Raw genomic sequence first — 12,851 nt, 5'->3', positions numbered from 1 at the left:
GGCCGACCGGTCGACACGCCGGTGCCCGCGAGGTCGGGACTCTCACTCCCGCTCGATGGCTGCGAGCCCCTCCCAGAGGTGTGCGATCGACGCGGCGCCGTCGAGCAGCATCCCGACGTCGATGCTCTCGTCGCTCGAGTGCCAGTGGTCCTCGGGCAGGCCGGTGCCGATGAAGAGGACCGGTGCGTCGAAGGTGCGCCCGAGGAGCTCCGCCGGACCGCCGCCCGCGTTCCCCATGCGTCCGGCCGTCCCACCACCGTGACCTCGTTCCATGGCGCGGACGAGTGCCTCCAGTGCCGGCCCGTCCGGGGTCACGTAGGGGTCCTGGCCGGACTCCTCCGGGATGGTCAGCTCGTACTCGAACCCGTCGGGCATCGTCGATCCGACGAAGCGGCGGAGTTGGTCGGCGACGGCCGCGACGTGCTGTCCGGGGACGGTGCGGATGCTGATCTCCGCCGTTGCCTCGCGGGGGATCACCGCCCGGGGGAACCCGGTCGGGTCGCCCGCGAGCAGGGTCAGCACCTCGATGGCCGGTCGTGCCCAGAGACGTTCCTCGACCGTGTGACCGGACTCACCGGTGACGCTCCGGGTCTCGGTGCGCTCGAGCCACACGTCGGTGTCGAACGACAGGTCGCCGAGCTGCTCCCGGCGCTCGTCGGTGAGTTCCTCCACGTCGTCGTAGAAACCGGGCAGCGCGATGCGTCCGTCGTCGTCGTGCAACGCGGCCAGCACGGTGACGAGTGCGTGGACCGGGTTCGGTGTGGGTCCTGACGCGGCTCCGCTGTGCACGTCGCGCAGGGGCCCGGTCACGGTCAGGGTCGCACCGGTCATCCCACGCATCGAGGTCACCACCGCCGGGTCCCCGTCCTTCCACTGCAGGGTGTCCGAGAAGACGACGACGTCGCACGACAGGCGCTCGTGTTCCTGGTCGAGCAGCGACGCGAAGTGCGTCGATCCGAGTTCCTCCTCGCCCTCGACGACGTACTTCAGGTTCACCGCCGGACCGGCGTCGCCCCGTCCGGCGAGGTGCGCGCGGAGACCCCAGAGGTGCGCGATCACCTGTCCCTTCGCGTCGGAGGCACCCCGCCCGTACAACCGCCCGTCGCGCAGCACCGGCTGGAACGGCTCCGTCTCGGCCCACTCCTCCGGCTTGGCGTGCCGGACGTCGTGGTGGCTGTAGACCAGGACCGTCGGCTTCGCCGGATCGACGATCCACTCGCCGACCACAGTGGGTGACGGGCCCGCCCAGAGGATGTCCGTGGTGAGCCCGACCTCGCGCATGGCCGCTGCGAGCCACCGGGCGGATCGCTCCACGTCGATGGAGCGCTCGGGCTGGGACGCCACCGACGGGATCCGCACCCAGTGCTCGAGCTGGCCGAGCACCTCCTCGCGGTTGTCGGCCAGGAAGCGACCGACACCCGAGGGGTCGGACGGTCCGGGCAGGGGCAGGGAGGGCGTGGAGTCCATGGTGTTCGGTCCTGACGTCGAGGGTGTTCCTCGCACACGGTCCCCCCGTCAGGGGCCGAGGCGTCACAGACGGCTCGCACGGCGGACATGGGCCACCGAACGCGGGAACGGGGAGGGGACACGGTGTCGGACGCCTTGGCTGAGGGCATGCGGACCATCGGCGTCGAAGAAGAACTGCTCCTCGTGGACGGGACCACCGGAGCGCCGGTCCCGATCGCGGACCTGGTGCTCGAACGTGCCCGGGCGGAGCGGCTGCCGCTCGACGGCGCGGAGTTCGCCGGTGAGATGCAGCTGGAGATGCTCGAGGTGATCACACGTCCCCACTCGACGCTGGCGACGCTCGGCCGACAGGTCCTCGACAACCGTGCCCTCGCGATGCGACTCGCCGGCGAGCACGGTGCCCTCGCGGCGCCGCTCGCCAGCTCGCCGCTGCCCACCGTCCCCCACCTGCGTTCCTCCGACCGGTACGAACGGATGGTGCAGCGGTTCGGCGCGGTGCCCCGGCACAGTCTCACCTGCGGACTGCACGTCCACGTGGCCGTCGAGTCCGACCACGAGGGCGTCGCCGTCCTCGACCGCATCCGGACGTGGCTGCCGATCCTCATCGCCCTGACCGCGAACTCGCCGTTCCACGCCGGTGAGGACACCGGTCACGCCAGCTTCCGGTCGGTGACGTGGAACCAGTGGCCGACCGCCGGACCAGCGGAACGGTACGAGTCGGTGGCCGGGTACCGGGGGCTCACCGCCGCGATCAACGGGACCGAAGCCCTCCTCGACCCCGCGATGCTCTACTTCGACGCCCGACTGTCCCGCAACCACCCGACCGTCGAGGTGCGGGTGACGGACGTACCGCTCGACCCGACGATGACGGTCGCCGTGGCCGGGCTCGTGCGGGCGCTCGTCGACACCGCGGTCGACGAGTGGCACGCCGGGAAGCCGCCTGCCGCCACGCCTGCCTGCATCATCCGGCTCGCGAACTGGCGTGCCGCGATCGAGGGGCTCGACGGACACCTCGTCGAACCGCTCACCAACCGGCCGCTCCCCGCGCACGAGGTCGTCCTGATGCTGCTCGAGCACCTCCGACCCGCCCTGACGGCGAACGGTGACGACCAGCTCGTCGAGCACGCCGTCCACCAGGCCTTCGTCTCGGGCAACGGGGCGACCCGGCAGCGCGCCGTCCATGCCACGTCCGGGGACCTCGGGCAGGTCGCCGTCCGAGCCGCAGGCGCGGAGCCGACCCCGTCGACCCTCCCGGAGACCGCCGTGCGGACCCCACGGTGACGACCGCAGCGTGCGTCGTCCGGGAGCCGCGACCGCTCGCGTCCCGTCCCGTCATGCCCGGAGCAGGTCCGAGCCGGATCCCGCGGGTTCCGCCCTGGAGGCCGCTCCGCAGTCCGCATCACGCGGCACGTCCACCAGTGCCCCTGTGCAACCGCGGACATGACGGCGAGAGTGGCCCCACTGCCGCCGGATCGTCGACGCAGCCACCGATCGACGGAGGATCCCGATGACGCAGACGACGACACCGCCGGCCCTCGGCGAGGAACCCGACGAACTCCTCGGACGTCGTCCGCTGCGCACCGGCATCCGTGCCGTCAACTGGCACACGTCGACGGACCACAAGACGATCGGCAACCTGTACCTGGTGACGGCGTTCGGCTACTTCTGCGTCGCCGGGCTGATGGCCGTGGTCATGCGCACCGAGCTCGCGACACCCGGACTCGACGTCATCGACACCCGTGAGCAGTACAACCAGCTCATGACCATGCACGGCACGGTCATGCTGCTGCTGTTCGCGACACCACTGTTCGCGGGCTTCGCGAACGCGATCATGCCGCTGCAGATCGGCGCACCGGACGTCGCCTTCCCCCGACTCAACGCCCTGTCCTACTGGATGTACGCGTTCGGCAGCGCCATCGCGATGGGCGGCTTCCTCACACCGGCGGGCTCGGCGTCCTTCGGCTGGACGGCGTACGCGCCGTTGTCCGACACCACCTTCGAGCCCGGACTCGGCAGCACCCTCTGGGTCGCCGGCCTGAGCATGACCGGGTTCAGCACCATCCTCGGTGCGGTGAACTTCATCACGACGGCCATCACGATGCGCGCTCCCGGCATGACGATGTTCCGAATGCCGATCTTCACGTGGAACGTGCTCATCACGTCGATCCTCGTGCTGATGGCGTTCCCCGTGCTCGCAGCGGCGTTGTTCGGGCTCCTCCTCGACCGCGCCTTCGACGCGCAGATCTACAACCCGGCCAACGGCGGCCCGTTGCTCTGGCAGCACCTCTTCTGGTTCTTCGGCCACCCCGAGGTCTACGTCATCGCACTGCCGTTCTTCGGCATCGTCTCCGAGGTCTTCCCGGTCTTCAGCCGCAAGCCGATCTTCGGGTACAAGACCCTCGTCTACGCCACGATCTCGATCGCCGGACTGTCCGTCACGGTCTGGGCGCACCACATGTTCGCCACCGGAAGCGTGCTGCTGCCGTGGTTCTCGCTCCTCACCATGCTCATCGCGGTCCCGACCGGCGTGAAGATCTTCAACTGGGTCGGCACCATGTGGCGCGGCTCGGTGACGTTCGAGACCCCGATCCTCTGGGCGATCGGGTTCCTCGTCACGTTCACCTTCGGCGGCCTGACCGGGGTCATCCTCGCGTCACCGCCACTCGACTTCCACGTCCACGACAGCTACTTCGTGGTCGCGCACTTCCACTACGTCGTCTTCGGCACGGTCGTGTTCGCGATGTTCTCCGGCTTCTACTTCTGGTGGCCGAAGCTAACCGGCAAGATGCTCGGCGAGCGCCTGGGCAAGATCCACTTCTGGATGCTGTTCATCGGGTTCCACATGACCTTCCTCATCCAGCACTGGTTGGGCGTGATCGGCATGCCGCGCCGGTACGCGAGCTACCTGCCGAGCGACGGGTTCACCTGGCTGCACCAGGTCTCGACGGTCGGTGCGTTCCTCACCGCCGCCTCGATGCTGCCGTTCTTCCTCAACATCGTGCAGACGATGCGCCACGGACAGCGCGTGCGGGTCAACGACCCATGGGGCTACGGCCGCTCGCTCGAGTGGGCCACCTCCTGCCCGCCGCCTCGGCACAACTTCACCGCGGTCCCTCGTATCCGCTCGGAGTCCCCGGCCTTCGACCTCAACCACCCCGAGGCAGGCGTCCCCGTCGGCGTCGGTCCGGCGATGGACGCCCCGGACGCAGCCACGCACGACCAGGCGAGCGGCAGGACCCGGAACGCGTCGGGCACGGGCCAGCAGTTCTGACCACGGATCCCACTCCGCTCCCCCCGGGACCGCCGCGCTGTGCGGGCGGTGGTCCCGCTACGGCGCCGTCTCGTCGCCCGGTGCGGTGGCGGCGAGTGCCGTCGTGCGGCGTGGCGGACCGGGCTTGGGACGGAGGTCCGTCACGTCGCCGTCCTCGCGCGTGACGACCAGCCCCCGGGAACTCGAAGCGGAAGCGGCGAGTTCCCGCAACCACCGCTCGTTGATCGCCGGGACACGACTGCCGTCGAACTTGAAGTGCACGAGGACGTTCGGGTGCAGCCAGATCGAACTCCGCCCGGACCCCACGTCCGCGGCGTCCTTCCACGACATCAGGAACGCCTCGCCCCGACGCAGCTTGTTGACGATGACGATCTGGAGATGGGTGAGCGTGCGGTCGTCCACGACGACGACCAGACTGTCGTAGCTGATGGATCCCATGCCGACCTCGCCAGGCCACCGGGTGATGACGGGAGCCGCCGCTGCTCGAACCACCCGGTAGCTGGGAATGGCTCCTGGGCCGTGTTGCTTGGATGGCCGGTAGCCGCAGCCTACTCGGGCACGGTCGACAGACGGGAACCCCTTGCGCCGGATCACGATGACCGTCGACGGCACGTCGCACGCGCTCGCGCAGGGCCAGGACCTGCACGCGCTGGAAGCAGCCGTGGTGGCGGCGGATCGTGCCGGCGCCGACGTCGTGACGGTGACCCTCTACGGGAACCGGGCACTCGACGTGGTCGTGACCCCCGGCGTGGCGATCACGTTCGAGGTCGAGGACGTCCCCGACGAGGACCGCGACGACGGCGACCTCGACAACCCGTTCGACGTCCCGGACTTCGAGGCGTTCGACGGGTAGTCGCGGTGACCCGCGGCGCGGGCGCGAGCGGACGCACGCGCACGGCCGAGGGCCGCTCGCCCATCCGCCCATCCGCCCACCGACGGACCGGACGCGGTCCACGCCGTCAGTCGCGCTGTCGCCCGCTCGGCGGTCCCGTCGTGTCGCCGATCCGCAGCTCGGACCGGAACGACGCCGGCTCGGGCGACTCCCCCTCGAGCATGGCGAGTGCGGCGCGGGCTGCCGCTTCGCCCTTCGGCACGAACGGCTGCACGAGCGTCGTCAACTGCCGGATCGGGGAGCGGTAGAGCAGGCTGTCGTCCACGTGGATGCCGTCGAAGCCCACGACGCTGACGTCCTCGGGGACACGGAGTCCGGCGTCGAGCGCGGCCGAGATCACCCCGACCGCGAGCAGGTCGCTCTGTGCGACGACCGCGGTGGGGGGCTCGACGCCGGGGGTGAAGAGCGCCGCTCCGGCGATGCGGCCCTCCTCGACCGAGCTGCCCGCCGACGCGATCGCCGGTGCGTCCGGGTAGACGTCCCGGACGCCGCGGAGTCGCTCGGTCGTGGTGAACGCGGACGATGCGCGCTCCCGCTCGGCGCTGACGGGACCGCGCTCCCGGGCGCTGTCGAGGGGCAGGGTCACGACGGTGACCTGCCGGTGACCGAGGTCGTGGAGGAACGCGGCAGCCCGTCGGGACGCGTCGCGGTTGTCGAGGTGCACGGGGACGGCGCCCTCGATGGCGTCCGCCTCGATCGCGACGACGGGGATCGAGCGTCGCCGGAGGACGGCGACCGCCGGGTCGATCCGGACGTTGCACCCGATGAGGATGACGGCGTCCATCGGGGCGTCGACGAGCGGTGCCATACCGCGCTCGTCGTCGAGCGGGCTCCGGACGAGGAGCAGCGACACCCCCGCGGCTCCGGCGACCTCGGCGATGCCGTCCAGGGTGAGGACGTTCACGGGGTCGCGGAACGCGTCGCTCAGACGGTCGTCGAGCACGACGCCGATCACGCCGGACCGCCCACGCCGGAGGGAGCGGGCGCGTGGGTCTGGTCCGTCGTAGCCGAGCTCGGCGGCGACGGCGAGGATGCGCTGGCGGGTGTCCTCGGACACCGGGCCGGTACCGCTGAAGGCGAGGGAGGCGGTGGACGGCGCGACGCCGGCCGCACGGGCGACGGCGGCGAGCGTCGGGCGCGTGGGGCGACCGGACCGGGAGGCCCGGGGTGCGCCCGCAGCGTCGGGTCTCCGGGCAGCGTCGGCCGTGGGGGCGTCGTCCGGACCGTCGGTGCGGTCCACGCCCGGGCGGGGGCCCGACGCGCCGGGGTCACTTGCCGTGTCGTCCATCGCTCGTTAGCGTAACGGCTACCCCTCCTCGAATCGATTCGATCGGACAGTTCCATGACGACGGCCGGCACCCGCCCCGCTCCGACGACCCGCGCCTGGCGCAACGCGGTGTTCGTGGTGTTCACCCTGTCCGGGCTCGACATCGCGACCTGGCTCGGACGCGTGCCGAGCGTGCGGGACTCCCTGGACGCCTCGACCTTCACGATGGGCCTGCTCGTCCTCGGCATGTCGGTCGGGTCGATCGCCGGCCTGACCTTCGCCGGCCACATCGTCGCGAGGCTCGGTGCCCGTCGCGGTGTCCTCGTGGCCGCCGCGTGCCTGGCGCTCGGCATGGTGGCCGCGGGCATCGCCGTCACGATGGACTGGGGCTTCGCCGCGATCTGGATCTGCCTCATCGCGTTCGGGTTCGGCAACGGCCTGTGCGACGTGTCGATGAACGTGTCCGGAGCGACCGCCGAGCGACTCGGCGGCCGGACGATCATGCCGCTGTTCCACGCGGCGTTCAGCGTCGGGACGCTCGCCGGCGCGGGCATCGGCGCCCTCGCCGAGCGCTTCGAGGTCCCGGTCGCGCTGCACTTCGTGGTCGTCGGCGTCATCACGAGCCTGGCGATGCTCGTCGCCATCCGCTGGTTCGGCGAGGACCGGCACGTCGAGCCCGAGCCGACCGACACCAGCCCGGTGGCACTGCCGGTCTCGCGGTGGGCGATCTGGAAGCAGCCGTCGACCCTCCTCATCGGGGTCGTCGTGCTCGGCATGGCCCTGGCCGAGGGCTCCGCGAACGACTGGCTGCCCCTCGCGATGATCGACGGCCACGGTCTGGCGAACGACGGCGGTTCGGCCGTGCTCGCCGTCTTCCTCGCCGCGATGACCGTCGGTCGCGTCGCCGGCAGCCCCCTCATCGACCGGTTCGGACGGGTCCCGGTGCTCCGGGCGAGCGCGGTGGTCGCGGTCGTCGGCCTCGGCATGCTCATCTTCGTGCCGAACGTCCCGATCGCGATCGTCGGTGTCGTGCTCTGGGGGCTCGGTGCCTCGCTCGGGTTCCCGATGGGGATGTCGGCCGCCGCGGACGACCCCCGCACCGCGGCCGCCAAGGTCAGCGCCGTCGCGACGATCGGCTACGTGGCGTTCCTCGCCGGACCGCCGATCATCGGGTTCGCCGGCGAGCACGTCGGCCTCCTCAACGGGCTCCTCATCGTGTTCGTGTTCATCATCGCGGCCGGCCTCGCGTCCGGTGCCGCGCGGGAGCGGACCGCGACCACCCGCCCGGGCGACGGACGGACCGGCGGCGACCCCGGCCTCCCGGGCGGCGCGGCTGGCAGGGCTGGCGGGGCCGACCGGACCGACACGGCCGACCGGCGACGCTGAGCCGCCGGCACCGCCTGCCTCCGCCCGGAGCAGCGAGCAGCGAGCAGCGAGCACAGGGGCCGGCGGGCGACCCGCCGGGCCGCCTGCGATCCCCGTTAGGCTTCCCGGGTGCGTCTCGTCATCGCCCGCTGCTCCGTCGACTACGCCGGTCGCCTGTCGGCCCACCTGCCCCTCGCGACCCGGCTCCTCATGCTGAAGGCCGACGGCTCGCTCCTCGTCCACTCGGACGGCGGCAGCTACAAGCCGCTCAACTGGATGAGCCCGCCGTGTTCGATCGCGATCGCAGAACCCGACGACGACCAGGCGTCCGCGGGCATCACGCAGGTGTGGACGGTCACACAGAAGAAGACGCAGGACCGCCTCATCGTCAGCATCCACGAGGTGGTCGCCGACGAGTCGCACGACCTCGGCGTCGACCCCGGTCTGGTCAAGGACGGGGTGGAGGCGCACCTGCAGCAGCTCCTCGCCGAGCAGATCGAGCTCCTCGGTGACGGCCACACGCTGGTCCGCCGCGAGTACATGACCGCCATCGGTCCGGTCGACATCCTGGCGCGGGACGACGCGGGCGCGAGCGTCGCGGTCGAGATGAAGCGGAACGCCAACATCGACGCCGTCGAGCAGCTCACCCGCTACCTCGAGCTCATGAACCGCGACCCGCACCTGCGGCCGGTGCAGGGCGTCCTGGCGGCACAGTCGTTCGCCCCCCAGGCCCGCACCCTGGCCGAGGACCGCGGCATCCGCTGCCTCGTCCTCGACTACGACGAGATGCGCGGCATCGAGGGCGGGCACGCGCGCCTCTTCTGAGCGCGCCGGCACCCGCGCCCGGTTCCTCGAGCGCGGGCCGGGAGGCCTGACCCATCCCCGGCGCGAGGCTCACCCCGCCGCAGGGTGGCTCCGGCGGCGCGGCTAGGCTGGGCGGGACATGACAAGCAGCCCGGAGCGCCCCTTCACCGCCGTCCTGTTCGACCTCGACGGCACCATCAGCGACTCGGCGCCGGGCATCATCGAGAGCCTGACGCACACGTTCCGACAGGTCGGCGTCCCCGTGCCCGACCAGGACACCCTCATGTCGTTCGTGGGGCCGCCGATCCTCGACACCTTCCGCATCGCGATGGGCATGGACGACGAGCTCACCGAGCGCACCCTCGCCGTGTACCGCGAGCACTACTTCTCGCACGGAGCACTCGACTCCCGCATGTACCCGGGCATCGACGTCGTCCTGCACACCCTGCACGAGGCCGGCGTGCCGATCTCGACCGCGACGAGCAAGCCCGAGACCCCGGCGACCTACATCCTCGAGCACTACGGCCTGACCGGGGACATCGACGTCATCACCGGGGCGAGCGACGACGAGGTGCGCTCCGCCAAGGCCGACGTGGTCGAGGAGGCCCTGCGCCGGCTCGACGCCCGTGGGTTCGACATCAGCCGTCCGGTGCTCGTCGGGGACCGCCTGCACGACGTCGAGGGGGCGGCTGCGCACGGCGTCCCGACCGTCTTCGCCGAGTGGGGGTACGGCTCCCCCGCCGAGGCCGCGGGCACCGTCGCGCAGGCGGCGACCCCGCTCGACCTGCTGCCGATCCTGCTGCCGAGCACGTGAGCGGCGGCGGCGAGACCACCGGCGCGGCAGCTCGCCGTGCCGGACTTCGTGGGGCCGCGTGGTTGCTGCCCGCCGCGATCGTCCTCGTCGCGCTGAACTTCCGCGGCCCGATCGTCGCGCCGGCGCCGGTCATCGGGGACATCCGGGTCGACCTCGGCATGACCGCGACGGTCGCCGGGCTCCTCACCACGATCCCGGTGCTCTGCTTCGCCCTCGCGACGCCGTTCGCCAGCTGGGTCATCGCCCGGTTCACCGCGGAGCGCGCCGTGTCGCTGTCGCTGCTCATCGTGCTCGTCGGCACCGTCCTCCGGTCGGTCCCGCACGAGGCCGCGCTGCTCGTCGGCACCGCGGTGATCGGCATCGGCATCACGATCGGCAACGTGGTGATCCCGGTCGTCATCCGGCGGGACACCTCACCGGAACGGGTCGGCCTGGTCACGGGCGTGTACACGTCCGCGCTCAACGTCGGGTCGATGACGACCTCACTCGGCACGGCACCGATCGCAGCCGTCTGGGGCTGGCCGGTCGCGATCGCGATCTGGGCCGTGCTCGCGGTCGTCGCCGGTGCCGCGTGGACCTACGCGGTCGGGGCGGGTGCCGCATGGCGTGGTGTCGACCGCGACTCCGGACCGGTGCCGGCGACCGGACCGATCGACCAGGTCCTGGACACCGGCGCGGTCCGCACGGTCCCGGCGGCCCCCGTCGTGGCGACCCTGCCGCACCCCGCCAAGCGCTGGGTGACGTGGGGGCTCATGCTCGCGTTCGGTGGGCAGGCGTTCTCGTACTACGCGCTGACCGCCTGGATCCCGACGCTGCTGCACGACGAGATCGGCTTCGACACGGCGTCGTCCGGAGCGAGCTCCTCGGTGTTCCAGATCCTGGCGGTCGTCGGGGCGCTCGGGGTGCCGGTGCTCGCCAGCCGGTTCCGGCCGCGCGCCATCATCGCCCTCGTCGCGTTCTTCTGGCTCGCGATGCCCCTCGGCCTGCTCGTCGCCCCACAACTCTGGTTGCTGTGGTCGGTGCTCGGCGGCGCTGCCCAGGGCGGCGGCATCACGATCATCTTCATCGTCATCGTGCGGCTCGTGTCGAACGACGACGACGCCCGCCGGCTGTCCGCGTTCGTGCAGGGCGGCGGGTACCTGATCGGGTCGGCGGGGCCGCTCGTGGCCGGGGCCCTGCACGGGGCGACCGGCGGCTGGACGGCACCGCTGCTGACCGTCCTGGTGGCGGTGCTGCTCCTCGGCGTCGTCGGGTCCCTGTCCGCACGGAAGGTGCGCTGAGCCTCCCGCACCGCGAATCGCCTCCCGCACCGCGCACCGCGCACAGCGCACCGTGAGCGGGCCGCGACCGGCGCGGTCAGGCGCTCCGGGCCTCCAGGACCTGGCGGAGCGACATCGGCGCCTGCCCGGTGACGCGCTCGACGTCCCCGGACACCTTCGCCAGCGCGCCCTCGCCGATCGCCGTGTAGGTGCTCACCCACGCGTCGGCCTGCCACGGCTCCGGGTCCCAGCGCTGCCGGGAGGCGTAGGCCTCCTCCACCGTCTCGCGGTGGTAGCTCACCGGCCGGACCCGGACCGCGCTGACGGTCGCGGCCGCCTGCTCGAGCGTGATCGCCGCGGGTCCGGTGAGGTCGTACGTGCGGTCCATGTGCCGTTCCGGCGCACGGAGGACCGCGGTCGCCACACGTGCCACGTCGGCCCGGGCCACGGCGGCCATCGCCCCGTCGCCCGCCGGGCCACGGATGACACCGTCCTCGCCGACGAGGTCCTCGACGAAGTCCAGGTAGAACGAGTCGCGCAGGAACGTGTGCGCCATCGAGGTGTCGCGCACCGCCTGCTCGGTCCACCAGTGGTCGCGGCCCAGCGTGAAGGTCGCGTCGGGGGCCGCGCCCTGGAAGGACGTGTAGACGACGTGCTGCACGCCGGCACTGGCCGCTGCGCGCACGACGGTGCGGTGCTGGTCGAGCCGGTCACGGGCCTCCGCACCGGACACCAGGAACAGGACGTCGACGCCCTCGAAGGCGGCGCGGGCCGCGTCGCCGTCGGCGTACGTCGCGACGGCGACCTCGGCCCCGGGCAGCCGTGGGGCCCGGGAGGCGTCGCGGACGACCATGCGGAAGGGCACCTCGTCCGCGGCGAGCGCGCGGGCGACGGCGCCGCCGATGTTGCCGGTGGCCCCGGTGATGGCGATGGTCACGTCGTGCTCCTGTCGGTCGGTGCTGCTGTCGTCGGTGGGTCCGGTCAGGTCCGGACCAGGACGGAGGCCCGGTGCAGGTCCGCCGTCACCCGCTCGGCGTTCACGCCGTCGACCTCCACGGCCCACCGTCGGGCGGCCTCGTGGTCGCGGCCGTGCCGCATGTGGCGACCGACCAGTCGGTCGATCCGCACGGAGTCGTCGACGACGCAGGCCCAGGTCTCGGTGAACAGGTCGGGCAGCTCCCGCCACGGGGCGGTCTGGTCGAGCAGGTAGTTGCCCTCGGAGACCACGAGCACGGTCTCCGGCGGGACGGCGATGCTGCCGGCCACGGGCTCGTCGACGCGACGGTCGAAGTCGGGCGCCCAGACCGTGCCGTCGGTCCCCCCGGTCGCGGTCAGCCGCCGGACGAGTGCGACGTACCCGGCGGCGTCGAAGGTGTCGACCGCGCCCTTGCGTCCGCGCCGGCCGAGGGTGTCGAGGGCCGCGTTCGCGAGGTGGAACCCGTCCATCGGCACCTGCACGGCGACGCCCGGACCGAGCCGCGTCACGACCTCGGTGACGACCCGACGGGCGAGCGTGGACTTGCCCGCCCCGGGAGCGCCGGCGATGCCGACGACGCTGCGACCACCCGCCTCGGCGAGCGCCACCGCACGCGCCACGGCCTGGTCGACGGACAGGGTCTCCTGGGTGCGCACGGGTCCATCCTCGTGCATCGAGTGCCCGGACGGAGGGCGGTCCCGCGGACGCGTCCGCTCGCCGTCGCCGGGCGCCGTGC

12 protein-coding genes are annotated in these 12,851 nt (G+C 72.1%); 7 read left to right on the top strand and 5 right to left on the bottom strand.

Annotated features, from left to right (window positions below; all coding sequences use genetic code 11):
* Positions 1-42 precede the first annotated feature (42 nt).
* Complete coding sequence (locus DEJ32_RS07360) at positions 43-1,467, bottom strand: M20/M25/M40 family metallo-hydrolase (protein ID WP_110900800.1); 1,425 nt, start codon at positions 1,465-1,467, stop codon at positions 43-45.
* A gap of 147 nt (positions 1,468-1,614) precedes the next feature.
* Between DEJ32_RS07360 and DEJ32_RS07355 the strand changes: the two genes are divergently transcribed.
* A complete protein-coding gene (locus tag DEJ32_RS07355) occupies positions 1,615-2,748 on the top strand; it encodes a glutamate--cysteine ligase (RefSeq protein ID WP_181420609.1) in 1,134 nt (377 codons plus the stop codon).
* A gap of 226 nt (positions 2,749-2,974) precedes the next feature.
* The gene (gene ctaD, locus DEJ32_RS07350; protein ID WP_110825732.1) at positions 2,975-4,738 is read left to right on the top strand and encodes a cytochrome c oxidase subunit I; all 1,764 of its coding nucleotides are present in this window, start codon (positions 2,975-2,977) and stop codon (positions 4,736-4,738) included.
* A 57-nt stretch (positions 4,739-4,795) separates the two neighbouring features.
* On the opposite strand, the gene DEJ32_RS07345 is transcribed toward ctaD, so the two are convergent.
* The gene (locus DEJ32_RS07345; RefSeq protein WP_181420301.1) at positions 4,796-5,176 is read right to left on the bottom strand and encodes an ATP-dependent DNA ligase; all 381 of its coding nucleotides are present in this window, start codon (positions 5,174-5,176) and stop codon (positions 4,796-4,798) included.
* A gap of 157 nt (positions 5,177-5,333) precedes the next feature.
* Between DEJ32_RS07345 and DEJ32_RS07340 the strand changes: the two genes are divergently transcribed.
* Positions 5,334-5,591, top strand: coding sequence for a hypothetical protein (locus tag DEJ32_RS07340; RefSeq protein ID WP_110900798.1), 258 nt, complete (start codon positions 5,334-5,336; stop codon positions 5,589-5,591).
* A 106-nt stretch (positions 5,592-5,697) separates the two neighbouring features.
* Here the strand turns inward: DEJ32_RS07340 and DEJ32_RS07335 are convergent, their stop codons facing one another.
* Positions 5,698-6,918: a LacI family DNA-binding transcriptional regulator gene (locus DEJ32_RS07335; RefSeq protein ID WP_110825734.1), complete on the bottom strand. Its 1,221-nt coding sequence runs from the start codon at positions 6,916-6,918 to the stop codon at positions 5,698-5,700.
* Between the two features lie 54 nt (positions 6,919-6,972).
* Between DEJ32_RS07335 and DEJ32_RS07330 the strand changes: the two genes are divergently transcribed.
* The 4 genes from DEJ32_RS07330 to DEJ32_RS07315 all read left to right on the top strand — a co-directional run bounded on the left by DEJ32_RS07330 (position 6,973) and on the right by DEJ32_RS07315 (position 11,160).
* Positions 6,973-8,283 (top strand): MFS transporter, encoded by a 1,311-nt coding sequence (locus DEJ32_RS07330; protein ID WP_110900797.1) that lies wholly within the window; start codon positions 6,973-6,975, stop codon positions 8,281-8,283.
* Positions 8,284-8,391: 108 nt separating this feature from the next.
* Complete coding sequence (gene nucS / locus DEJ32_RS07325; protein ID WP_110825736.1) at positions 8,392-9,087, top strand: endonuclease NucS; 696 nt, start codon at positions 8,392-8,394, stop codon at positions 9,085-9,087.
* 118 nt (positions 9,088-9,205) lie between these two features.
* Positions 9,206-9,880, top strand: a complete 675-nt coding sequence (locus DEJ32_RS07320; RefSeq protein WP_110825737.1) for an HAD hydrolase-like protein — start codon at positions 9,206-9,208, stop codon at positions 9,878-9,880.
* Entirely contained in the window at positions 9,877-11,160 is a 1,284-nt protein-coding gene (locus DEJ32_RS07315) for a CynX/NimT family MFS transporter (RefSeq protein WP_110900796.1), read from the top strand. The genes DEJ32_RS07320 and DEJ32_RS07315 overlap by 4 nt, the downstream gene beginning before the upstream one ends.
* A 76-nt stretch (positions 11,161-11,236) precedes the next feature.
* Here DEJ32_RS07315 and DEJ32_RS07310 read toward each other — a convergent pair whose 3' ends face one another.
* Positions 11,237-12,076: an SDR family oxidoreductase gene (locus DEJ32_RS07310; protein WP_181420608.1), complete on the bottom strand. Its 840-nt coding sequence runs from the start codon at positions 12,074-12,076 to the stop codon at positions 11,237-11,239.
* A 44-nt stretch (positions 12,077-12,120) separates the two neighbouring features.
* On the bottom strand, positions 12,121-12,771 hold the full coding sequence (locus DEJ32_RS07305; RefSeq protein WP_258365844.1) for a nucleoside/nucleotide kinase family protein: 651 nt from the start codon (positions 12,769-12,771) through the stop codon (positions 12,121-12,123).
* Positions 12,772-12,851: the final 80 nt, after the last annotated feature.

The organism is Curtobacterium sp. MCPF17_046, from assembly GCF_003224295.1.
In the GTDB taxonomy this organism is placed as follows: domain Bacteria; phylum Actinomycetota; class Actinomycetes; order Actinomycetales; family Microbacteriaceae; genus Curtobacterium.
This window is presented reverse-complemented; position numbering and strand designations above follow the sequence as displayed.

Excerpts from the sequence above, each read along its gene's own strand:
- DEJ32_RS07360 (WP_110900800.1), bottom strand. The coding sequence starts at position 1,467 with ATGGACTCCACGCCCTCCCTGCCCCTGCCCGGACCGTCCGACCCCTCG.
- DEJ32_RS07355 (WP_181420609.1), top strand. The coding sequence starts at position 1,615 with ATGCGGACCATCGGCGTCGAAGAAGAACTGCTCCTCGTGGACGGGACC.
- ctaD (WP_110825732.1), top strand. The coding sequence starts at position 2,975 with ATGACGCAGACGACGACACCGCCGGCCCTCGGCGAGGAACCCGACGAA.
- DEJ32_RS07345 (WP_181420301.1), bottom strand. The coding sequence starts at position 5,176 with ATGGGATCCATCAGCTACGACAGTCTGGTCGTCGTCGTGGACGACCGC.
- DEJ32_RS07340 (WP_110900798.1), top strand. The coding sequence starts at position 5,334 with ATGACCGTCGACGGCACGTCGCACGCGCTCGCGCAGGGCCAGGACCTG.
- DEJ32_RS07335 (WP_110825734.1), bottom strand. The coding sequence starts at position 6,918 with ATGGACGACACGGCAAGTGACCCCGGCGCGTCGGGCCCCCGCCCGGGC.
- DEJ32_RS07330 (WP_110900797.1), top strand. The coding sequence starts at position 6,973 with ATGACGACGGCCGGCACCCGCCCCGCTCCGACGACCCGCGCCTGGCGC.
- DEJ32_RS07320 (WP_110825737.1), top strand. The coding sequence starts at position 9,206 with ATGACAAGCAGCCCGGAGCGCCCCTTCACCGCCGTCCTGTTCGACCTC.